Source organism: Streptomyces sp. CB03238 (genome assembly GCF_002099185.1).
Lineage (GTDB): Bacteria > Actinomycetota > Actinomycetes > Streptomycetales > Streptomycetaceae > Streptomyces.
On the sequence record NZ_NBCN01000005.1, the window covers coordinates 340,451 to 361,489 of the forward strand.

Consider the following 21,039-nt stretch of genomic DNA (forward strand, 5'->3'; position numbering starts at 1 on the left):
GCCCCGGTGTCCTCGCTGACGTACGAACTCGTCCTGGCCGGGCTGGCCGTGGGCAGCGCGGCCGCCCTCACCGGGATCGGACTGATCGTCACGTACCGCGCGACGGGAGTGCTGAACCTCGCGCACGGCGCGATCGCCATGGTCTGCGCGTACGTGCTGCGCCACCTGGTGGTGGAGTGGGGCTGGCCGCTGCCGCTCGCCGCGTGCGTGACGCTGCTGGTGGTGGCGCCGGGCATCGGGCTGGCGCTGGACCGGGCGGTGTTCCGGCCGGCGGCGGTGCTCGACCTGGACCCGGCGCGGACGCTGGTGGCGTCGATCGGCGTGTTCGTGCTGCTCGTCGGGGGCGCGGCGCTGGTGTGGGGCGGCGGGGCCCGGGCGGACGCGCCGGTGCTGCTGGGCGACGACCCGTGGGCGCAGCTGGGCGCGGTGGTGCTGGTGGGCGGCGCGGTGGGGGCGGTGACCCGCTGGACGCGGCTGGGGCGTGAGCTGCGGGCGGTGGTGGACAACCGGGCGCTGGCGGTGCTGGGCGGGATCGACGCGGACCGGGTGTCGGCGGTGGGGTGGGCGTTCGGGTCGTTCACGGCGGGGCTGACGGGCGTGCTGCTGGCGCCGTACGTACGGCTCGATCCGTACGGGCTGCCACTGCTGGTCGTCGAGGTGATCGCGGTGGCGGTGGTGGCCCGGATGCGGAGCCTGCCGGTGGCGGTGGCGACGGCGCTGGTCATCGGGGTCGCCCAGGCGCAGCTGACGCGGTTCCACCCGGTGGGCTGGTCGGGCCCGCTGGTCCAGGCGGTCGCCACGAACCTGTTCGTCGTCGCCCTCCTGGTCGCCGCGCTGGTGCTGCCGGGCGTGGGGGCGCGGGACGCCCTGCCGCGTACGTCGACGGCGGGCGCGCGCGTCCCGCCGGGGGTGTGGGTGGCGACGGGGGTGCTGTTCCTGCTGCCGCTCGGCTTCGCCGGGAGCGACCTCCAGACGGCGGTCCAGGTCCCGGCGCTCGCCGTCGTCCTGCTGTCCCTGGTCGTGGTCACCGGCCGGGGTGGTCAGATCTCGCTGGGCCAGGCGGCGTACGCGGGCCTGGGCGCCCTGTTCACGGCGCTGCTGGCGGCGGGCCGCTTCCCGGGCCTGCCCCGCCTCCCGGAACTCACCGCCCTCCTGGTGGCCGCCGTGCTGGTCGCCCCGCTCGGTCTGCTCACCGGCTGGCCGGCGATCCGCCGCCACGGGCTGGCCCTGGCGCTGGCGACACTGGCGGTGGGGGTGGCGGTGAGCCGGTTCGTGTTCGCGCAGCCGTACGCGACGGCGGGGCTGTCCCTGGAGCGCCCGGCGGGCCTCACGTCGGACCGCGCCTACTACACCGTGGAGCTGGCCGTCCTGGCGTGCGCTCTGCTGTGCGTCGCCGCCCTCCGCCGCGGCCGCACGGGCAGGGCGCTGGCCGCGCTGCGCGACCACGAGGCGGGCGCGGAGGCGGCGGGCGTGCCGGTCCCCGCCCTGAAGGTCCTCGCCTTCGTGGCGGGCGCGGCCCTGGCCGCGCTCGGCGGCGGCCTTCTGGGCATGGGCGTCCAGGCCTTCGACCCGGCGGCGTACGACCCGGTGCGCGGCCTGCTGTGGTTCGCCGCGGTCCTGGTCCTCGGCGCCGACAGCCTCCTGTCCCCCCTGGCCGCCGCGGTCCTCCTGGTCGGCCTCGACGCCGGCGCCCGCGGTGGCGCGGCAGCAGCGGTGATCGGCCTCCTGGCCGCCTTCACCGCCCGCGTCCCGCCGCTGACGTCGCTGCTCCCGTCCGCCGGACGCCCACGCCCCCGGCGTCCCCCACGCGCGCGTGCCGCCGCCCCGCCCGCCCCCGCCTCCCCGGAGGGCCCACCCGCACCCACCGACGGCACGGGCACCGCCCCCGCCGACGGCGCCCCACCACCCACGGGAGAAACCGCACCCGACCGTCCCCCCCGCACGGGTGGTGCGGGTGGGGACACCAGCCCGGCCGGAGGCGGCACGCACCCCCACCGGCCGACGGCCGCCCCCGCACCACGCCCCACCCCCCGCGCACCGCGCCCCGCCGCACCCGCGCCCGCACCCGCCCGCGGCCTCCAGGCTCAGCGCCTCAGCCTCCGCTACGGCGGGTTCACCGCCCTCGACCGCGTCGACCTCGTCGTCGAGCCGGGCAGGGTCACCGCTCTCGTCGGACCCAACGGTGCCGGCAAGAGCAGCCTGTTCCACTGCCTGGCCGGCACCACCCGCCCCACCTCCGGCCGCGTCGGCCTCGACGGGGCGGACATCACCGCGCGCCCCGCGCACGCCCGCACCCGGCTCGGGATCGCCCGGACGTTCCAGGAGCTGGCGGTCTTCCCGTCCCTGACCGTCGAGGAGAACGTACGCATCGGCGCCGAGCAGGGCCGCGTACGCGACGATCCGCACGCCGTCGAGCAGGCCCTCCGCCTCCTCGCCCTGACCGGCGCCCGCCACCTGCCCGCCGCCGGGCTGTCCACGGGCGCCCTCCGCCGCGTCGAGGTCGCCCGCGCCGTCGCGGGACAGCCGCACACGCTGCTGCTCGACGAGCCCGCCGCCGGCCTGGACGCCGACGAGACCGCCGCCCTCGCCCGCGTACTGAAGGCCCTCGCGGCGGACGGGACGGCCGTGTTCGTCGTCGAGCACGACCTCGACCTGGTCGCGGACATCGCGCACACCGTGCACGTCATGGAGGCGGGGAGGCTCGTGTCATGAGCGTCGAGATCGCGCTGCGCGCCGCCCGCGTCCGCTACGGCCCCCTGGAGGCCCTGCACGGCATCGACCTGCCGGTCCCGCCCGCCACCGTCACCGTACTGCTCGGCCGCAACGGCTCGGGACGTACGACCGTGCTGCGCGCCCTCGCCGGGACGGTGCCGCTGAGCGGCGGGCGCGTCCTGTGGCGGGGCGATGACGTGACCCGGCTGCACGCCCACCGCCGGGCACGCCGCGGCCTGTGCTTCGTACCGGACCGGCGTGCCGTCTACGCCACGCTCACGGTCGCCGAGAACCTCGAACTGGGCGCCCCCGGCCGGAACTTCGCCCCCGCCCTCGACGCCTACCCCGAGCTCCGCCCGCTCCTCCCCCGCCGCGCCGGCACCCTTTCCGGCGGCGAGCAGCGGATGCTCGCGCTCTCCCGGGCCCTGCTCACACCCGCGCGTGTCGTCCTCGTCGACGAGCCGGCCCTCGGCATGTCGCCCGCCGTCGCCGCCCGTACCTACCGCCTGCTGTGCGACCTGTGCGACCGCGGCGCGGCGGTCGTGGTGGCCGAACAGCGCCCGCCGGCCGGTCTCCCGCCCGGGACACTGGCCCACGAACTGCGCCGGGGCGCCCTGTCCTTCAGCGGCGAGCCGGCCGAGTTCACTTACCGCCGGCGCTCTTCGGGGCGGGCTTGAGTCCCGGAAGGGACAGCATCATTCCCGGCCGGATCCGGTTCGGGTCCGCACCGATGACCTTCTTGTTGGCCTTGTACAGGGCCTTCCAGCCGCCCGGCACCTTGAACCGGTGTGCCACGGAGATCAGCATGTCGCCCGGCTGGACGGTGTGCGCGCGGCCGGAGAGTCCGTACTTCTTGGAGCAGGTGGGCCAGGCCGCCCAGCCGTGCCGGCGCAGCACCTCCTCCGCGACCGTGATCTGCTGCTTGCGGGTCGCCAGATCCGCGCGCGGGGCGTAGGTGAGACCGCCGTACGCCTCCCACGTCGACTGTTTGAACTGCAGGCCGCCGTAGTAGCCGTTGCCGGTGTCGAGGTTCCAGCGGCCGCCGCTCTCGCACTCCGCCACGCATCCCCAGGGCCACTGGTCGCCGGCGCAGTCGGCGGCGGTGTGCACGGCCGGTGCGGCGACCGCGCTCGTCGTTCCCCACCCCATCAGCAGCACGGCCGGCGCCACGGCCGGCCACAAGCGGATCTTCGGCATCGGCCCACGCTAGGTGGCGCCACGGCGCGCCACGCCGCGGCGCGCGGGGCGGCGGTCGAGGCCCACCCGGTCGGCCGACGCGCCGAGCCGCGAGGCAACCCGTGACTCCGGCCCCGGATCCCCGTTGAACTCTTCATGAGACGAGCCGGGATCCGCCCGGTATCGCACGCAACGAGTCCGAGGAGCCACCGTGCCCCGCATGCTCGACGTCAGCGAGGACGTACGCGCCGAGATCGGCGACGAGGAAGCCGACCGGCTGCTCGCCGGCGAGAACGCCCCGGGCAGCTACGACTGCACCTCCTGCCGCACCCCGGGCGACTCCGAGCAGGAGCGCACCAGCACCGTGCTGTTCGTCGGCGAGGAGACCGCGGTCCTCGCCTTCGCCCACGCCACCTGCATCCCCTCCCAGGTCGTCAAGGTCGCCGAGGAGCAGCTCCAGGGCGCCGTCCGGTCCATCACCGGGGCGGAGGCGCAGCCGGCCCCCGTGACCCCCGTCGCCGTCGGTGACCAGGCCGTCCTGGGCGTCACCAGCGGTCTCGTACTGATCGACAACGAGCTGCACCCGGCTCTCGTCGTCGAGCCGACCGCGCCCATCGCCCGCCCGGGTTCGACGGGCGGCGGCGACGAGTTCCTGCCACTGCTGATCGAGCAGGGCTTCCTGCCGGTCGGGGACGTGAACCAGAAGCCGAGCCCGATCGCCGGCTGGTCCGTGCTGCTGGCCATGGGACAGCTGCACGCCATCCTCCAGCCCGGTACGGGTGGGGGCAGCCCGGTCGCCTGGTGGCAGGCCCACCAGCCGCTCCAGGTCACCGAGGGCTGGCGCGCCGCGGCGAACAAGTCGCACACGGTGCTGGTCTTCGCGGCCCCGGTCGGTTCCATCGGCCAGCAGCCGCGCGAGGACCTGCTGCGTGACGCGCTGGAGAAGGCGGCGGCGAACGGCCGGCTGGTGGCGGCGGCGATGCCGCTGGCCGGTACCTGATGCACGCCAGGGCCATGGAAGGCCGGGCCCCGGAGGACCCGGCCGCACGCCCCGGCATACGGCCCGACTACGTGCCCCCGGCCGCCCCGTTCGCGCCGGTCACCCCGATGACGGCAGCCTCCCCGACGACGGGAGGCGGCGCTCCCGTGACGGCAGGGGCTCCCGTGACGCCGGCCGCTCCCGCAACCTGGGCGGCCGCCCCACTCACGGCAAGCGCTGCGGCCTCAGGAGGCGCCCCCGTCACCTCGGCCGCCCCTGCCACGGCAACCAACCCACCGACAGCGCCCGCCCCGGTCACGGCCGCCGAACCCGCCGCGGCGGGCGCCGCAGCCCCGGCAGGCGCCCCCGTCACCTCGGCCGCCCCCGTCACCTCGGCCGCCCCCCTCACGGCGGCCGCCCCCCTCACGGCGGCCGTCCCGCAGACGGCAGGCACCCCGCCCACGGCAGCCGACCCGGCGACGGCAGGCCGCCCGGTCACCGCCGCCCACCCCGTCACGGCGGCCGCCGCGACCTCCGCAGGCGCCCTCACCTCGGCCGCCCCGCCCACGGCGGCCGTCCCGTGGACGGCGGGCCGCCCGCTCACGGCCGCCGACCCCGTCGTGACGGGCGCCGCGGCCCCGGCGGCCGCCCCGCTCGCGGCCGCCGGCCCCACCCCGGCGGGCGCTGCGGTTCCGCCCGTCGGCCCGTTCACCGCGGTGCCGCGACCGGCGTTTTCCGGGGCGGGGCCGCATCCGAAGGGCGGCGAGGTCGTTGGCACATACGTGCACGCATACGAGCCCTCCCGCCAGCCGTACCAGCAGATTCCCGCCATGCGCTCGGCGCAGGACGGACTGTCCACCCAGTCGGCCACGCCGATCTACGACGCGCTGTACTCCGAGTACCTCAGGTCGTTCAGGACGCTGCCCGGCGACCGCAGTGGCGAGGAGGACCTCGGGTTCAAGGGGTTCGGGACGTTCGGGTCGGGCGGCACTGGTGCGTACCAGACGCAGCACAGCGCCGGCTACACGGGAGGCTGGCAGCAGGTCGGTATGCGCCGGCCCGCCGGCCATCACCACGTCCCGGCGGCGCTGCCACCGGCACCTCGCAGAGGTTTGTGAACAACCGCCGGCAGACGACGGCGGGGCCGGAGCGAATCGTTCGCTCCGGCCCCGCCGTCGTCATGCGCTACGAGCGCGTCACTTCTTGCGGCCGCGCTTCTCGCGCACCCGCACCGAGATGTGGATCGGGGTGCCCTCGAAGCCGAACTCCTCGCGCAGCCGGCGCTCGACGAACCGCCGGTAGCCGTGCTCCAGGAAGCCCGACGCGAACAGCACGAACCGCGGCGGCTTGGTGCCCGCCTGCGTACCGAACAGGATGCGCGGCTGCTTGCCGCCCCGGATGGGGTGCGGATGGGCCGCGACCAGCTCGCCGAGGAAGGCGTTCAGCCGCCCGGTGGGGACACGGGTCTCCCAGCCGGCCAGCGCCGTCTCGATGGCGGGGACGAGCCTGTCCATGTGGCGGCCGGTGCGGGCGGAGACGTTGACGCGCGGGGCCCAGGCCACCTGCTGCATCTCCGTCTCGATCTCGCGCTCCAGGTAGTAGCGGCGCTCCTCGTCGAGCTCGTCCCACTTGTTGTACGCGATGACCAGCGCGCGGCCCGCCTCGACGGCCATGGTGATGATCCGCTGGTCCTGGACCGAGATGGACTCGGTGGTGTCGATCAGGACGACGGCCACCTCCGCCTTCTCGACGGCGGCCGCGGTACGCAGCGAGGCGTAGTAGTCCGCGCCCTCCTGGAGGTGGACCTTCTTGCGGATACCGGCGGTGTCGACGAACTTCCAGGTGGTGCCGCCGAGTTCGATGAGCTCGTCGACCGGGTCACGGGTGGTGCCGGCCATCTCGTTGACGACGACGCGCTCCTCGCCCGCGACCTTGTTGAGCAGGGACGACTTGCCGACGTTGGGGCGGCCGATGAGCGCGATGCGGCGCGGGCCGCCGACGGCGGTGCCGAAGGTCTGCTCCGGGGCCTCGGGCAGGGCCTTCAGCACCTCGTCGAGGAGGTCGCCGGTGCCGCGGCCGTGGAGGGCGGAAACCGGGAACGGCTCGCCGAGGCCCAGCGACCAGAGCATGGCGGCGTCGGCCTCGGCGGAGGGGCCGTCGACCTTGTTGGCGGCGAGGACGACGGGCTTGCCGGCCCGGCGCAGCAGCTTGACGACGGCCTCGTCGGTGTCGGTGGCGCCGACGGTGGCGTCCACGACGAAGACGACGGCGTCGGCGGCCTCGATGGCGTACTCGGCCTGGGCGGCGACGGAGGCGTCGATGCCGAGGACGTCCTGCTCCCAGCCGCCGGTGTCGACGACCTTGAAGCGGCGGCCGGCCCACTCGGCCTCGTAGGTGACACGGTCGCGGGTGACGCCGGGCTTGTCCTCGACGACGGCCTCGCGGCGGCCGATGATGCGGTTCACGAGGGTCGACTTGCCGACATTCGGCCGGCCGACGACGGCGAGGACGGGGAGCGGGCCGTGCCCGGCCTCCTCGATCGCGCCTTCGACATCCTCGATGTCGAAGCCCTCTTCGGCGGCGAGCTCCATGAACTCCGTGTACTCGGTGTCGCCGAGTGCCCCGTGGTCGTGCTGGTCGTTCATGAAGTCCGTTCCTCGTTCATCATCGGCGGATCGACTGATCCGCTACTCAAGTCTCGCTCAGCGCCCGGTGAGGCGCCTGGCGTTTTCCAGGTGGGCGGTGAGCCGCTCCTGGATGCGTACGGTGGCGTCGTCCAGCGCCGTGCGGGTGCGGCGTCCGGAGCCGTCCCCCGCCTCGAAGGCGTCACCGAAGACGACGTCGACGCGGCTGCGCAGCGGGGGCAGCGCCTTTATCAACCGTCCGCGGCGCTCGGTGCTTCCCAGGACGGCGACCGGGACGATCCGGGCACCGCTGCGGAGGGCGAAGTACGCGAGGCCGGCGCGGAGCGAGGCGAAGTCGCCCTCGCCCCTCGTACCCTCCGGGAAGATGCCGAGGACGCCGCCGTTCGCCAGCACGTCCAGGGCGCCGGTGATGGCGGTGCGGTCGGGTGCGCCGCGGTCCACCTTCAGCTGCCCGATTCCTTCCAGGAACGGCCCGAGAGGCCCCTTGAAGGCCTCCTTCTTGATCAGGAAGTGCACGGGCCGGGGCGCGGTGCCCATCAGCATGGGGCCGTCGAGGTTGTGCGCGTGGTTGACGGCGAAGATCACGGGGCCGGAGGCCGGGACGCGCCAGGCGCCGAGGACGCGCGGCTTCCACAGCCCGTACATCAGCCCGATGCCGATGCCCCGGCCGACCGCGGCGCCCTTCTCCGAGGCTGGGGTCACTTGGCGGCCCGCTTCTCCTCGATGAGCGTGACGACGCACTCGATGACCTGCTGGAGGGTGAGGTCGGTGGTGTCGACCTCGACGGCGTCGTCCGCCTTGGCGAGCGGGGACGTCTTGCGGCTGGAGTCGGCCGCGTCCCGCTTGATGAGGGCCTCGCGGGTGGTGTGGACGTCGGTGCCCTTGAGCTCGCCGGAGCGGCGGGCGGCACGGGCCTCGGGGGACGCGGTGAGGAAGATCTTCAGGTCGGCGTCGGGCAGGACGGTCGTACCGATGTCCCGCCCCTCCACGACGATGCCCTGCTCGGCGCTCGCGGCGATGGACCGCTGCAGGTCGGTGATCAGGGCGCGCACCTCGGGCACGGCGCTGACGGCGCTGACCTTGGAGGTGACGTCCTGCGTACGGATGGGGCCCGAGGCGTCCACGCCGTCGACGGTGATCGTCGGGTGGGACGGGTCGGTGCCGGAGACGATGGCGGGCTTGCCGGCCGCGGAGGCCACGGCGTCGGCGTCGTCGACGTCCACGCCGTTGGTGATCATCCACCAGGTGATCGCCCGGTACTGCGCGCCGGTGTCCAGGTAGCTGAGCCCCAGCTTGGCGGCGACCGCCTTGGAGGTGCTCGACTTGCCCGTGCCGGAGGGCCCGTCGATGGCGACGATCACGGATTCCACGGTGTCGGACACCTTCCTGGTACGCGGGGTGAGGGCCGGCCGGTTGCCAAGGGGCCCGGCACAAGGTTACCGACTGCGGGCCCCACCCCTTGCACCCATTCGGGCTACACCCTCAGGGACGGGCCTACTGCCGCAGTGCCCAGCCCCTTTCCCGGAGGGCCGCCGCCAGGACCGGGGCCGAGGCGGGCTCGACCATCAGCTGGATGAGACCCGCCTGCTGGCCCGTGGCGTGTTCGATGCGGACGTCCTCGACATTGACGCCCGCCCGGCCGGCGTCCGCGAAGATGCGGGCGAGTTCGCCGGGCTGGTCGCTGAGGAGGACGGCGACCGTCTCGTACGCGACCGGGCCGCCGCCGTGCTTGCCGGGGACGCGGGCGCGGCCCGCGTTGCCGCGGCGCAGCACGTCCTCGACGCCCGTGGCGCCGTCGCGGCGCTTGTCGTCGTCGGCGGACTGCAGGGACCGCAGCGCCCGGACCGTCTCGTCCAGGTCGGCGGCCACCCCGGCGAGGACGTCCGCGACCGGGCCGGGGTTGGCCGACAGGATCTCGACCCACATGCGCGGGTCGGAGGCCGCGATGCGGGTGACGTCGCGGATGCCCTGCCCGCAGAGCCGTACCGCCGTCTCGTCGGCGTCCGCCAGCCGCGCGGCGACCATCGACGACACCAGCTGCGGGGTGTGCGAGACCAACGCGACCGCCCGGTCGTGGGCGTCGGCGTCCATGACGACCGGGACCGCCCGGCACAGGGCCACCAGCTCCAGGGCGAGGTTGAGCACCTCGGTGTCGGTGTCCCGGGTGGGGGTCAGCACCCACGGGCGGCCCTCGAACAGGTCGGCCGTCGCGGCCAGCGGACCCGAGCGTTCCTTGCCGGACATCGGGTGCGTACCGATGTACGCGGAGAGGTCGAGGCCCATCGCCTCCAGCTCCCGCTTGGGTCCTCCCTTGACGCTGGCCACGTCCAGGTAGCCGCGGGCGATCCCGCCGTGCATCGCGTCGGCGAGGGTGGCGGCGACGTACGCCGGCGGTACGGCGACGATCGCGAGGTCGACCGGCCCCTCGGGCGGCTCCACGGTGCCCGCGCCCCGCGCGGCGGCGGTACGGGCCCGGGCGGGGTCGTGGTCGACGAGGTGGACGCTGATGCCGCGCCCGGCCAGCGCGAGGGCGGCCGAGGTGCCGATCAGTCCGGTTCCGATGACGACGGCGGTTCTCACTGGGCGATGTCCTTGCGGAGGGCGGCCGCGGCGCCGAGGTAGACGTGCGCGACGGCGGACTTGGGGAGGTCGGTCTCGACGTGCGCGAGGAGGCGCACGACGCGCGGCATCGCACCGGCGATGTCCAGCTCCTGCGCGCAGATCAGCGGGACGTCCACGATGCCGAGCTCGCGCGCCGCTACGGCCGGGAATTCGCTGTGCAGGTCGGGCGTCGCGGTGAACCAGACGCTGATCAGGTCGTCGGCCGTCAGGCCGTTGCGCTCCAGTACGGCGGTGAGCAGCTCGCCGACCTGGTCCCGCATGTGCCCGGCGTCGTCCCGCTCCAGCTGGACGGCCCCTCGGACCGCTCGTACCGCCACGTCCTGCTCCTTCGCCTGTGCCGCGTGCGCGCGTGCTGATGTTCAGCCTAGTCAGCGTGGGCGTCCGCGCCGGATGTGTCCGGCATGCAGACGGGCGGGTGAGACTGTCCGCATGCTGCTTCACATCGCACCGGCCGCCGAGTGGTCCGCCCCCGACCCGGAGGTGCCCTACCGGCCGGCCTCCCTCGCCACTGAGGGTTTCGTGCACTGCTCCCCCGACGAGGACACGGCCTTGGCCGTCGCCGCCGCCCACTACCGGGACGTTCCGGGCCCGTTGCTGCTGCTGATGCTCGACGAGGCCCTGCTGACCGCGGAGGTGCGCTGGGAGGGTTCGGGCGACCGGCTCTTCCCGCATGTGTACGGTCCGGTCGACCGCGCCGCCGTCGTGGGCGTGCGGGAGATCCGGCGTGATGCGGCCGGCCGCGTCACGGGGCTCGCCCCCTGGGTGTAAGCGGCAGCGCGGTTGCTTCGTCCCGGGGGCGTACGGCGCGAGGATGCGGCCCATGACATCGACCCCCACCCCCCGCCGTACCGTCCTCGCGGCCGCCGCGTCCGCCACCGCCGCGCTGGTCGGGGGCTGCGGCGACGGCAACGGAGCCGCCCCGCCGGCCACCGCCACCAGCCCTACCAGCCCCACCGGCCCCGCGCCCGAGCTGGCCAGGACGGCCGACATCCCGGCCGGCGGAGGCCGGATCTTCAAGGACCGGAAGGTCGTGGTGACGCAGCCGCAGGAGGGCGAGTTCACGGCCTTCTCCGCGGTCTGCACCCACCAGGCCTGCCTCGTCGCCACGGTGGAGGACGGCACGATCAACTGCGCCTGTCACGGCAGCCGGTTCCGGATCGCGGACGGCTCGGTCGCGCGGGGCCCGGCGACCAGGCCGCTGCCGGCCGAGCGGATCACCGTGACGGGGGACAGCATCCGCCTGACGTAATGTCTGGCCTATGCCAACCCCTGACGAACTGGTGCGCGACCACACGATCTACTCCTGCGTCATGGGGTCGCGCGCCTTTGGGCTGGCCACGGACGGCAGCGACACCGACCGCCGAGGTGTGTTCCTCGCACCCACCCCGCTCCAGTGGCGTTTCGACAAGCCGCCCACGCACATAGAGGGCCCGGCGGACGAGCAGTTCAGCTGGGAGCTGGAGCGGTTCTGCGAGCTGGCCCTGCGCGCCAACCCCAACATCCTGGAGTGCCTGCACTCCCCGCTCGTCGAGTACGTCGACGACACCGGCCGCGAACTGCTCGCGCTACGCGCCGCGTTCCTCTCCCGCCAGACCCACGAGACGTTCGCGCAGTACGCGACCGCACAGCGCAAGAAACTCGACGCCGACGTCCGCACGCACGGCGCGCCCCGCTGGAAGCACGCCATGCACCTGCTGCGCCTGCTGGCGTCCTGCCGCGACCTGCTGCGCACGGGAGAGCTGACGATCGACGTGGGCGACGACCGCGAACGGCTGCTGGCGGTCAAGCGGGGCGAGGTGCCGTGGCGAGAGGTCGAGTCGTGGATGGCCCGCCTCGCCGGCGAGGCCGACGAGGCGGCTCCCCGCTCGCCGCTCCCGCCGGAGCCGGACCGGCGGGCGGTCGAGGACTTCCTGTTCCGTACGCGCCGGGCGTCAGCGCTCCGAGCCCTCCAGGCGGGCCCGTACGACGAAGTCGTGCAGGGCGTCGTACGCGGCGGGGGCGGGGGCGTCCGGTAGCGCGGAGGCCGCCTGCGCCTCGTCCAGGACGGTGTGCAGCGCCTCGACGTCCGCCCGTACCCGCTCCACGTCCACGCCCGTGGCCGCCCCGTGCTCGGCGTCCGCCTTCGCCGCGATGAGCTCGGCCACGTACTCCGGCGCCGGCACGGACCCGAGCAGCGTCGGCAGGTGGGCAACCACCTCGCCCGTACGCATCAGGTGGATGCCGGTGAGCAGCACCCGGAAGGTGTAGAGCAGCGGCTTGAGTTCCCCGCTCTTCTCGAACAGCCGCCACTGAGTGGCGGCGAACCCACGGTAGTGGTGGGCATGGTGTGTGGTGAGCACACCCGGCGCGAGGGCGGCCAGCTCCGCGTGGGTGTCGGTGGTGTGGGCGACCAACGGGGACAGCAGCTGTTCGAGTACGTAGCCGTTGCGCCGGAGCATGAGCCGTACGAACTTGCGCAGGTCGTGCGTGACGAGGTCCATCTCGACCCCGTCCCGTTCCCACATGCGGGACCTGGTCTCCTCGGGCTCGCGCAGCCCGATCAGCGCGTCCACCGGCAGCAGGTGCACGCCGCGCACGTCCACGTCCGAGTCGCGGGACGGGAAGCCGTACAGGTGCGCGCCGGAGATGGTGGCGAAGAGCAGCGGATCGGGCTGTTCGGCGACGACGGAGGCCAGGTCGGGGAGGGCCAGGAGTTCGGTCATGGGTCTAAGCGTCCCAGAGCGCCCCCAGCGTCAGCAGCTCACTTCCGTACTCGATGCGGTCCGCCCACTCCTTCGGCCAGGCCCCGGCGCCCAGATGGGCCCCCGCGAAGGCGCCCGCGAGGCAGGCGATGGAGTCGGAGTCGCCCTTGGTGCAGGCGGCGCGGCGGATGGCCGTGAGCGGCTCTTCGGGGAAGAGGAGGAAGCAGAGCAGCGCGCTGGTGAGCGCCTCCTCGGCGATCCAGCCCTCGCCCGTCAGCAGGCAGGGGTCGGTCTCCGGGTCGGCCCTGCGCAGCGCGGACTCCAGCGTCTTGAGGGCGTCCAGGCACTCGTCCCACCCACGCTCGATGAACTGCGCCGGAGCCGCGTCATGGGAGTAGGTCCACAGGTCGCCGAGCCACTGCTGGTGGTAGCGGGAGCGGTTCTCGTACGCGTACGAGCGCAGTTGCCCGACCAGGCCGAGCGGCTCGGCGCCCCGCGACAGCAGGTACACCGCCTGGGCGGTGAGGTCGGAGGCGGCCAGCGCGGTGGGGTGGCCGTGGGTGAGCGCGGCCTGGAGCTGGGCGGCGCCGGCGCGCTGCTCCTGGCTCAGTCCCGGTACGAGGCCGACCGGCGCGACCCGCATATTGGCGCCGCAGCCCTTGGAGCCGATCTGGCTGGCCTCCTGCCAGGGCCGGTCGCCGTCGAGCTTCTCGCAGGCGGCCAGGCAGGTGTGGCCGGGTGCCCGGTTGTTCTCCGGCGAGTGGTACCAGGCGACGAACTCGTCGCGCAGCGGGCGGGTGAGCGTCTGCGGGGAGAGCGCGCCGCGGGCGAGCGCGGCCCGGACGGCACGGGCGACCGCGAGGGTCATCTGGGTGTCGTCCGTGACGACGGCGGGCTTCGGCAGGGCCATCTCCCGCCAGGGGCCGCATTTCGCGAGGATGGACGGTACGTCGTTGAACTCGGTCGGGAAGCCCAGCGCGTCGCCGAGGGCGAGCCCGATGAGCGAGCCGGTGGCCGCCTGCTTGGTGGTGGTCCTGGCGGTGATCATTCCTGCCTTCCTTCCGGTCGCAGCAGTGGCGGGTGCAGGGCCGTGGCCTGCCCCGCCCGGTACAGAGCGGCCGGTTTCCCCCGTCCGCCGGTCAGGCGCGGCGGTCCTTCCACGGCCTGGACGAAGCCGGGCGTGGTGAGGACCTTGCGCCGGAAGTTGGGGCGGTCGAGCTCGACGCCCCACACCGTCTCGTACACCTGCCGCAGCTCGCCGAGGGTGAACTCGGGCGGGCAGAAGGCGGTGGCCAGGCAGGTGTACTCGAGCTTGGCGCCCACGCGCTCGTGCGCGTCGGCGAGGATCGTGTCGTGGTCGAAGGCGAGGGGCCCGTACGACCCGTAGGGCAGCCACTGGGCGTGCGCGGCGTCCCCGCCGCCGCGCGGCTCGGGCAGGTCCGGTACGAGGGCGGTGTACGCGACGGAGACGACCCGCATCCGGGGGTCGCGGTCGGGGTCGCTGTAGGTGCGCAGCTGTTCCAGGTGGAGGCGGGCGGCGGTGGCGTCGGTCAGGCCGGTCTCCTCGGCGAGCTCGCGGCGGGCGGCCTGTCCGGCGGACTCGCGGGGCAGCACGAAGCCCCCGGGCAGGGCCCAGCAGCCCTTGTAGGGCTCCTGTCCGCGCCGGACGAGCAGGACCTGGAGCTTGTCGTCGCGGACGGTGAAGACGGCCAGGTCGACGGTGACGGCGAACGGCTCGAAGGCGTACGGGTCGTAGCCGTCGGGACGCGGCTCGCGCTGCTCGCTCATACCCGCATCACCCCCACCGCGCAGGCGTCGGAGCCTGGTCCACCCCCGTGGGTCCAGGTCCACCGGCCGTACGCGGCAAGGGTGATGGGGAGTCTCAACGCCGCCTCCTTAAAAGTCACCTTGACTATAAAGGCGGTCGAGGGCGCCCCACAAGCACGAAAGCCCGCGGCCTTCCGCAGGCCACGGGCTTTCGTACCGATACGGGCTGTTACAGCCCGACTTCCTTCATCAGCATGCCGACCTCGGTGTTCGTCAGGCGGCGCAGCCAGCCCGACTTCTGGTCGCCGAGCTGGATCGGACCGAACGCGGTCCGCACCAGCTTCTCCACCGGGAAGCCCGCCTCGGCGAGCATGCGGCGCACGATGTGCTTGCGGCCCTCGTGCAGCTGCACCTCGACCAGGTAGTTCTTGCCGGTCTGCTCGACCACCCGGAAGTGGTCGGCGCGGGCGTAGCCGTCCTCCAGCTGGATGCCCTCCTTGAGCCGCTTGCCCACCTCGCGAGGGAGCGGGCCCGTGATGGCGGCCAGGTAGGTCTTCTTCACGCCGTACTTGGGGTGCGTGAGGCGGTGGGCCAGCTCACCGTGGTTGGTGAGCAGGATGATGCCCTCGGTCTCGGTGTCGAGCCGTCCGACGTGGAAGAGCCGCGTCTCACGGTTGGTGACGTAGTCGCCGAGGCACTGGCGGCCGTCCGGGTCCTCCATCGTCGAGACGACACCGGCGGGCTTGTTCAGCGCGAAGAACAGGTACGACTGGGTGGCCACGGTCAGGCCGTCGACCTTGATCTCGTCCTGTTCGGGGTCGACGCGCGTGCCCTGCTCGATCACGATCTTGCCGTTGACCTCGACCCGGCCGGCGTCGATCAGCTCCTCGCAGGCACGACGCGAACCCATACCGGCCCTGGCCAGTACCTTCTGCAGACGCTCGCCCTCCTGGTCCCCGAACGTCTTGGGGGACTTGACCTGCGGCTTGTTCGCGTACCGCTCCCGGTTGCGCTCCTCGATCCGGGCGTCCAGCTCACGCGGACGCGCCGGGGTCGTGCGGCCGCCGCCGCGCTGGGGGGACTGGCGGGGGCCGCCCTTGGCGCCGCCACGGGCCGCCGCGCCGCGCCCCCGCTTGGGCGCACCCTCGCCGGGGGCGCCCACGTCGTAGCTGCGCTCCTCGGGGCGGGGGCGGCGCGGGTTGCTCGCGCCCTTGCTCCGGTCATCGCGGCTGTTACCGGCGCCCCGGTAATTGCCGCGGCCGCCGCTGCTGCCGCGGCCGCCGCTGTTGCCACCACGGCTCCCGCCGTTGTTTCCGCTGCTGTTCCTGCCGCTGCTGCTTCGCATCAAAGTTCCGTCTTGTCGTCGTCTGGATCGAACGACGGGAGCCCTTCCTGCGTCTCTGCCTCGATCGCGTCCGCCTCGGGGAGGAAGGGCGCGAGCTCGGGGAGCTCGTCCAGGCCGCGCAGGCCCATCCGCTCCAGGAAGTAGTTCGTCGTCCTGTACAGGATCGCACCTGTTTCGGGTTCCGTGCCCGCCTCCTCGACGAGACCCCGCTGGAGGAGGGTGCGCATGACGCCGTCGCAGTTCACTCCGCGTACCGCGGAAACCCTCGACCGGCTCACCGGCTGGCGGTACGCGACGACCGCGAGGGTCTCCAGGGCGGCCTGGGTGAGCCGGGCCTGCTGGCCGTCCAGCACGAAGCTCTCCACGGCGTCCGCGTACTCGGCCCGGGTGTAGAACCGCCATCCCCCCGCGACCAGCCGCAGCTCGAACCCCCGCCGCTGTACGTCGTACTCGTCGGCCAGCTCGCGCAGCGCGTCGGCGACCTCCCGACGGGGCCGGTCCAGCACCTTGGCGAGGTGCTCCTCGGTGGCCGGCTCGTCGACGACCATGAGGACGGCCTCCAGGGCCGGCTTCAGCTCCATCATGTCTCCTCCTGGTCGAACTCGTCCGTCACCTCGACGCCCTCCGCGACGCCCGTCCACCGCACCGTGAGCTCCCCGAGAGCCTCCTCCTGGTCCAGGGCGACGGCCTTCTCCCGGTACAGCTCCAGCAGCGCCAGGAACCGGGCGACGACGGTGAGCGTGTCCGGGGCGTCCTCGGCCAGCTCCCGGAAGCTCACCTCGCCCCGCTCCCTCAGCCGGGCGATCACCACCTCGGCCTGCTCGCGGACGCTGACCAGCGGGGCGTGGATGTGGTCGACGTACACCTGCGGCTTGGCCCTGGGCTGCATGGCCTTGACGGCCAGCTTGGCGAACCCCTCGGCGCCGATGCTGATCACGACGTCGGGCAGCAGCTCGGCGTGGTGCGGCTCCAGCCCGACGGTACGGGGATACCGGCGCCCCTCGCTCTCCAGCCGCGCGCTGAAGATCTCCGCGATTTGCTTGTACGCGCGGTACTGCAGCAGCCGCGCGAACAGCAGGTCCCGCGCCTCCAGCAGCGCGAGGTCCGCCTCGTCCTCCACCTCGGCGGCGGGCAGCAGCCGGGCGGCCTTGAGATCGAGCAGCGTCGCCGCGACGACGAGGAACTCCGTCGTCTGGTCCAGGTCCCAGTCGGGCCCCATGGCGCGGATGTGCGCCATGAATTCGTCCGTGACCTTGGACAGGGCGACCTCGGTGACGTCCAGCTTGTGCTTCGAGATCAGCTGCAGCAGCAGGTCGAACGGCCCCTCGAAGTTCCGCAACCGCACGGTGAACCGCCCGTCGCCTACGGATTCCGCCGGACGACGGGCACCTTCCGGCGCGGCGGAGGCCGCTGCTTCGGGGAACGCGACCAGCGTGGCATGCGCGGTGTCGCCTACCGCCGCATCCCCGAGCGGTACCGCCGCGGCAGGAGCCGCCGGGGCGGAGCCCGCTGGCTCGGGGGCGCGCTCAGGGGCGTCGTCCGTCCGGACGGAGCCCACCCGCTCGGGGGCGGAGCCCGCCGGCTCGGGCGTGGCGCCCGCCGGGGCGGAGCCCGCCGGGGTCGTGCCCACCGGCTCGGGGGCGTCGGCCGTCCGGACGGAGCCCACCCGCTCGGGGGTGGGGGCCGCCGGCCCGGGGGCCGGGGGCTCGGCCTGGGGGCTGTCCGGCAGTGTGGGGGGTGCCGGGGGCGGGGCCTGCGGCCGGGGGGCTCCCGGGCCGCGGCCCAGGGCGCGGCGGCGCGGGGTGGGAGCGTCGGTCGGGGGCATCCTGGTCCTGAGGCGAAGCGGAAACGGGCGGCGGCCCGCGCAGGCTACCGTCAGCGCCCGCGCAGGCGCCGCACGAGGATGCTCGCGTCGCCCCGCGACTCCAGGTCGGCCAGCACCACGGCGACCGCCTCGCGGACGATCCGCCCGCGGTCGACGGCCAGGCCGTGCTCGCCGCGCAGGACCAGGCGCGCGTGCTCCAGGTCCATGAGCTCCTCGGCGGAGACGTACACCGTGATCTTCTCGTCGTGGCGTTCGCGCCCACTCGGCCGCCGGTTCGCCGCGCGGCCGCGGCGCCGCGCCGGAGCCGGCTTCGCGGGGGCCGACTCCGCCTCGCGGCTGCGGGGCTCCGCCGCGTCCGCCTCGGCGGCCGAGTGCTCCTCGGGCGCCGAGGCCGGGGCCGACGGGTCGCTCTCGCCCGCCGGCGCCGGCACCCGCGGCTCACCGTTCTGACGGCGCGGCGTGGAGGACTGCAGCGCCATGCCCCCTGTCGTACGGAACAGCTCGTCGGCACCGGGCAGACTCACTCGGCGTGACACCGGGCGAGCACCTCCCTGGCGAGCTGGCGGTAGGCGGCCGCACCGACCGAGTTCGAGGCGTACGTGGTGATCGGCTCACCCGCGACCGTGGTCTCCGGGAAGCGCACGGTCCGGCCGATCACCGTGTGGTACACGTGGTCGTCGAAGGCCTCGACGACACGGGCGAGCACCTCACGGCTGTGCACCGTGCGCGAGTCGTACATCGTGGCGAGGATGCCGTCGAGCTCCAGCTCCGGGTTGAGCCGCTCCTGGACCTTCTCGATGGTCTCGGTCAGCAGCGCGACGCCACGCAGCGCGAAGAACTCGCATTCCAGCGGCACTATCACCTTGTGAGCGGCCGTCAGCGCGTTCACGGTCAGCAGACCGAGCGAGGGCTGACAGTCGATCACGATGTAGTCGTAGTCGTTCAGCAGCGGCTTGAGCGCCCGCTGCAGCGTGGACTCGCGCGCGACCTCGCTCACCAACTGCACTTCGGCGGCTGACAAATCGATATTGCTGGGCAGCAGGTCCATGTTGGGCACGGCGGTCTTCAGCAGGACCTCGTCCGCCGACATGCCCCGCTCCATGAGCAGGTTGTAGACGGTGAGGTCGAGCTCCATCGGGTTCACGCCGAGACCGACCGACAGGGCTCCCTGCGGGTCGAAGTCGACGAGCAGGACCCGCCGTCCGTACTCCGCGAGCGCGGCGCCCAGGTTGATGGTCGACGTCGTCTTGCCCACGCCGCCCTTCTGGTTGCACATCGCGATGATCTTCGCGGGACCGTGGTCGGTCAGCGGTCCGGGGATCGGGAAGTACGGCAGGGGCCGTCCGGTGGGGCCGATCCGCTCGCGGCGCTGGCGGGCAGCGTCCGGGGCGAGGGTGGCCGCGTACTCCGGGTCGGGCTCGTACTCGGCGTCAGGGTCGTAGAAGTGCCCCTCGGGGACTTCGTCGTAGGCGGCGAAGTGGGTGGACTCTCGGCCACTCTCGTTGCCGGCCATGGCGTTCACGTGTTGGCCGTCCATCATCTTCATCGTGTGGGCTGTCGTCATGTGCTGGTGCGTCGCGAAGGTGCGGACAGCGACGGAGCCGACAGCCTCGATCCCGGAGGACGGAACCAGGCTCGCCGCGGACGTCGCGGACATTGCGGACGTTCCTGGCTGACCACCCCCGGGAGTAAATGTCGACTCATTCACAAGTCGTCTTACCTCCTTGGACGTGACCAGGAAACTTATCGATAGGTCAGCGTGGCACCATGCCGACGGTTTGCGACTCTATGGCGTGTCACCGCTCCGCAGCAACACAATCGCCCGGACGCGAGCCGATGTGTCGGCAACGGAACACCTCGCTGTCAAGGGCGCACGGCCATCCATCCACACGTTTCGTGGGTGTGCGAAACGGTTAAAGGGTTACGTTCGAGGCGACTTGAACCGGCGTCGGGGCATGGCCGGACACGCATCCGGCCGGACCTCGTCGAGCAAGGTCCGGCCGGATGCGTGATATTGACGGCGCCCGTTGACGGCCGGGCGCCCCTACGGCGAATCAGCCGATGAGCGAGCTCAGTTCGACGTGCTCCAGGTCGTGGGCCTCGGCGACCTCCCTGTAGACGACCTTGCCGTCATGCGTGTTGAGGCCCTTGGCGAGCGCGGCGTCACGGCGCAGCGCCTCGACCCAGCCGTTGTTGGCCAGCGACACGATGTACGGCAGCGTGGCGTTGGTCAGCGCGTACGTGGAGGTGTTCGGCACCGCGCCCGGCATGTTGGCGACGCAGTAGAAGACCGAGTTGTGGACGGTGAACGTCGGCTCGGCGTGCGTGGTCGGACGGGAGTCCTCGAAGCAGCCGCCCTGGTCGATCGCGATGTCGACAAGGACACTTCCGGGCTTCATCTTGGCGACGAGCTCGTTGGTGACCAGCTTCGGGGCCTTGGCGCCCGGGATGAGGACGGCACCGATGACGAGGTCGGCCTCGGTGACGGCCTTCTCGAGCTCGAAGGCGTTGGAGACGACCGTCTTGACCTTCGTACCGAAGATCTTGTCGGCCTCGCGCAGCTTGTTGATGTCACGGTCGAGCAGGGTCACGTGGAAGCCCATGCCGACGGCGATCTGGGTGGCGTTCCAGCCGGAGACGCCACCGCCGATGACGACGGCCTCGCCGGCGTGGGTGCCCGGGACACCGCCCGGCAGGACGCCGCGGCCGCCGGCCGAGCGCATCAGGTGGTAGGCGCCGACCTGGGGGGCGAGGCGGCCCGCGACCTCGGACATCGGGGCGAGCAGCGGCAGGGCGCGGTTCGCGGTCTCGACCGTCTCGTACGCGATGGCGGTGGTGCCGGACTCGATCAGGGCGTCCGTGCACTCGCGGGAGGCGGCGAGGTGCAGGTAGGTGAAGAGGGTCTGGTCCTTGCGGAGGCGGTGGTACTCCTCCGCGATGGGCTCCTTGACCTTCAGCAGCAGGTCCGCGGTGGCCCACACCTCGTCGGCGGTCGGCAGGATCTGCGCGCCGGCGGCGACGTACTCGTCGTCCGTGATCGAGGAGCCGACACCGGCGTTCTGCTCGATGAAGACCTGGTGACCGTTGCGCACGAGCTCGTGCACACCGGCGGGGGTGATGGCCACCCGGAACTCGTTGTTCTTGACCTCGCGGGGGATGCCGACCTTCACGTCGATCACGGTCCTTGGCTTTGGGGGTACGGGGCAATGCAATACATACCCGGATGCACTGGACGCACCGGGATACACCGCAGTCAATCGCGGCTCACCCAGTCTATTGAAGGCGCC

22 protein-coding genes are annotated in these 21,039 nt (G+C 73.2%); 7 read left to right on the forward strand and 15 right to left on the reverse strand.

From position 1 onward, the window contains the following. Nucleotides 1-6: 6 nt before the first annotated feature. Together BKD26_RS11100 and BKD26_RS11105 are read left to right on the forward strand one after the other, a co-directional pair. On the forward strand, nucleotides 7-2,712 hold the full coding sequence (locus BKD26_RS11100; RefSeq protein ID WP_084897665.1) for an ATP-binding cassette domain-containing protein: 2,706 nt from the start codon (nucleotides 7-9) through the stop codon (nucleotides 2,710-2,712). Then, complete coding sequence (locus BKD26_RS11105; RefSeq protein ID WP_084897666.1) at nucleotides 2,709-3,389, forward strand: ATP-binding cassette domain-containing protein; 681 nt, start codon at nucleotides 2,709-2,711, stop codon at nucleotides 3,387-3,389. Before BKD26_RS11100 ends, BKD26_RS11105 begins: the two co-directional genes overlap by 4 nt. Here the strand turns inward: BKD26_RS11105 and BKD26_RS41995 are convergent. Then, a complete protein-coding gene (locus BKD26_RS41995) occupies nucleotides 3,355-3,909 on the reverse strand; it encodes a transglycosylase family protein (RefSeq protein ID WP_084897667.1) in 555 nt (184 codons plus the stop codon). The two genes, BKD26_RS11105 and BKD26_RS41995, sit on opposite strands and share 35 nt — an antisense overlap. A 190-nt stretch (nucleotides 3,910-4,099) precedes the next feature. Here BKD26_RS41995 and BKD26_RS11115 point away from each other — a divergent pair, with 190 nt between their 5' ends. Then, nucleotides 4,100-4,888, forward strand: a complete 789-nt coding sequence (locus BKD26_RS11115; RefSeq protein ID WP_084897668.1) for a hypothetical protein — start codon at nucleotides 4,100-4,102, stop codon at nucleotides 4,886-4,888. Nucleotides 4,889-5,649: 761 nt separating this feature from the next. Further along, a complete protein-coding gene (locus BKD26_RS11125) occupies nucleotides 5,650-5,985 on the forward strand; it encodes a hypothetical protein (protein WP_084897730.1) in 336 nt (111 codons plus the stop codon). Between the two features lie 78 nt (nucleotides 5,986-6,063). Here the strand turns inward: BKD26_RS11125 and der are convergent, their stop codons facing one another. The 5 genes from der to aroH all read right to left on the reverse strand — a co-directional run bounded on the left by der (nucleotide 6,064) and on the right by aroH (nucleotide 10,451). Further along, on the reverse strand, nucleotides 6,064-7,512 hold the full coding sequence (gene der / locus BKD26_RS11130) for a ribosome biogenesis GTPase Der (RefSeq protein WP_084897670.1): 1,449 nt from the start codon (nucleotides 7,510-7,512) through the stop codon (nucleotides 6,064-6,066). Between the two features lie 57 nt (nucleotides 7,513-7,569). Continuing rightward, complete coding sequence (locus BKD26_RS11135) at nucleotides 7,570-8,214, reverse strand: lysophospholipid acyltransferase family protein (protein WP_084897671.1); 645 nt, start codon at nucleotides 8,212-8,214, stop codon at nucleotides 7,570-7,572. After that, on the reverse strand, nucleotides 8,211-8,873 hold the full coding sequence (gene cmk, locus BKD26_RS11140) for a (d)CMP kinase (protein ID WP_084897731.1): 663 nt from the start codon (nucleotides 8,871-8,873) through the stop codon (nucleotides 8,211-8,213). Before cmk ends, BKD26_RS11135 begins: the two co-directional genes overlap by 4 nt. A 133-nt stretch (nucleotides 8,874-9,006) precedes the next feature. Continuing rightward, nucleotides 9,007-10,092: a prephenate dehydrogenase gene (locus tag BKD26_RS11145; protein ID WP_084897672.1), complete on the reverse strand. Its 1,086-nt coding sequence runs from the start codon at nucleotides 10,090-10,092 to the stop codon at nucleotides 9,007-9,009. Continuing rightward, nucleotides 10,089-10,451: a chorismate mutase gene (gene aroH, locus BKD26_RS11150; RefSeq protein ID WP_084897673.1), complete on the reverse strand. Its 363-nt coding sequence runs from the start codon at nucleotides 10,449-10,451 to the stop codon at nucleotides 10,089-10,091. The genes BKD26_RS11145 and aroH overlap by 4 nt, the downstream gene beginning before the upstream one ends. Before the next feature lie 112 nt (nucleotides 10,452-10,563). Between aroH and BKD26_RS11155 the strand changes: the two genes are divergently transcribed. From BKD26_RS11155 to BKD26_RS11165, 3 genes are read left to right on the forward strand one after another with little or no spacing between them, the layout of a single operon-like run. Beyond that, nucleotides 10,564-10,902 (forward strand): DUF952 domain-containing protein, encoded by a 339-nt coding sequence (locus BKD26_RS11155; RefSeq protein ID WP_084897674.1) that lies wholly within the window; start codon nucleotides 10,564-10,566, stop codon nucleotides 10,900-10,902. A gap of 52 nt (nucleotides 10,903-10,954) precedes the next feature. Next, nucleotides 10,955-11,383 carry a Rieske (2Fe-2S) protein gene (locus BKD26_RS11160; RefSeq protein WP_084897675.1) on the forward strand — a complete coding sequence of 143 codons (429 nt, stop codon included), beginning with the start codon at nucleotides 10,955-10,957 and terminating at the stop codon, nucleotides 11,381-11,383. A 10-nt stretch (nucleotides 11,384-11,393) separates the two neighbouring features. Then, nucleotides 11,394-12,149 (forward strand): nucleotidyltransferase domain-containing protein, encoded by a 756-nt coding sequence (locus BKD26_RS11165; RefSeq protein ID WP_084897676.1) that lies wholly within the window; start codon nucleotides 11,394-11,396, stop codon nucleotides 12,147-12,149. Here the strand turns inward: BKD26_RS11165 and BKD26_RS11170 are convergent. The 9 genes from BKD26_RS11170 to ald all read right to left on the reverse strand — a co-directional run bounded on the left by BKD26_RS11170 (nucleotide 12,066) and on the right by ald (nucleotide 20,922). Then, nucleotides 12,066-12,836: a nucleotidyltransferase domain-containing protein gene (locus BKD26_RS11170; protein ID WP_084897677.1), complete on the reverse strand. Its 771-nt coding sequence runs from the start codon at nucleotides 12,834-12,836 to the stop codon at nucleotides 12,066-12,068. The two genes, BKD26_RS11165 and BKD26_RS11170, sit on opposite strands and share 84 nt — an antisense overlap. 4 nt (nucleotides 12,837-12,840) lie before the next feature. Further along, nucleotides 12,841-13,863: an ADP-ribosylglycohydrolase family protein gene (locus BKD26_RS11175; RefSeq protein ID WP_084897678.1), complete on the reverse strand. Its 1,023-nt coding sequence runs from the start codon at nucleotides 13,861-13,863 to the stop codon at nucleotides 12,841-12,843. Further along, a complete protein-coding gene (locus tag BKD26_RS11180; protein WP_084897679.1) occupies nucleotides 13,860-14,603 on the reverse strand; it encodes an NUDIX domain-containing protein in 744 nt (247 codons plus the stop codon). The genes BKD26_RS11175 and BKD26_RS11180 overlap by 4 nt, the downstream gene beginning before the upstream one ends. 208 nt (nucleotides 14,604-14,811) lie before the next feature. Next, nucleotides 14,812-15,927, reverse strand: a complete 1,116-nt coding sequence (locus BKD26_RS11185; RefSeq protein WP_084897680.1) for a pseudouridine synthase — start codon at nucleotides 15,925-15,927, stop codon at nucleotides 14,812-14,814. Next, entirely contained in the window at nucleotides 15,927-16,511 is a 585-nt protein-coding gene (gene scpB / locus BKD26_RS11190; protein ID WP_084897681.1) for an SMC-Scp complex subunit ScpB, read from the reverse strand. The genes BKD26_RS11185 and scpB overlap by 1 nt, the downstream gene beginning before the upstream one ends. Then, nucleotides 16,508-17,752 (reverse strand): ScpA family protein, encoded by a 1,245-nt coding sequence (locus BKD26_RS11195; RefSeq protein ID WP_084897682.1) that lies wholly within the window; start codon nucleotides 17,750-17,752, stop codon nucleotides 16,508-16,510. The genes scpB and BKD26_RS11195 overlap by 4 nt, the downstream gene beginning before the upstream one ends. A 50-nt stretch (nucleotides 17,753-17,802) precedes the next feature. Beyond that, complete coding sequence (locus BKD26_RS11200) at nucleotides 17,803-18,276, reverse strand: hypothetical protein (RefSeq protein WP_084897683.1); 474 nt, start codon at nucleotides 18,274-18,276, stop codon at nucleotides 17,803-17,805. Continuing rightward, nucleotides 18,273-19,409: a ParA family protein gene (locus BKD26_RS11205; protein WP_084897684.1), complete on the reverse strand. Its 1,137-nt coding sequence runs from the start codon at nucleotides 19,407-19,409 to the stop codon at nucleotides 18,273-18,275. Before BKD26_RS11205 ends, BKD26_RS11200 begins: the two co-directional genes overlap by 4 nt. 397 nt (nucleotides 19,410-19,806) lie before the next feature. Next, nucleotides 19,807-20,922 (reverse strand): alanine dehydrogenase, encoded by a 1,116-nt coding sequence (gene ald, locus BKD26_RS11210; RefSeq protein ID WP_084897732.1) that lies wholly within the window; start codon nucleotides 20,920-20,922, stop codon nucleotides 19,807-19,809. Nucleotides 20,923-21,039: the final 117 nt, after the last annotated feature.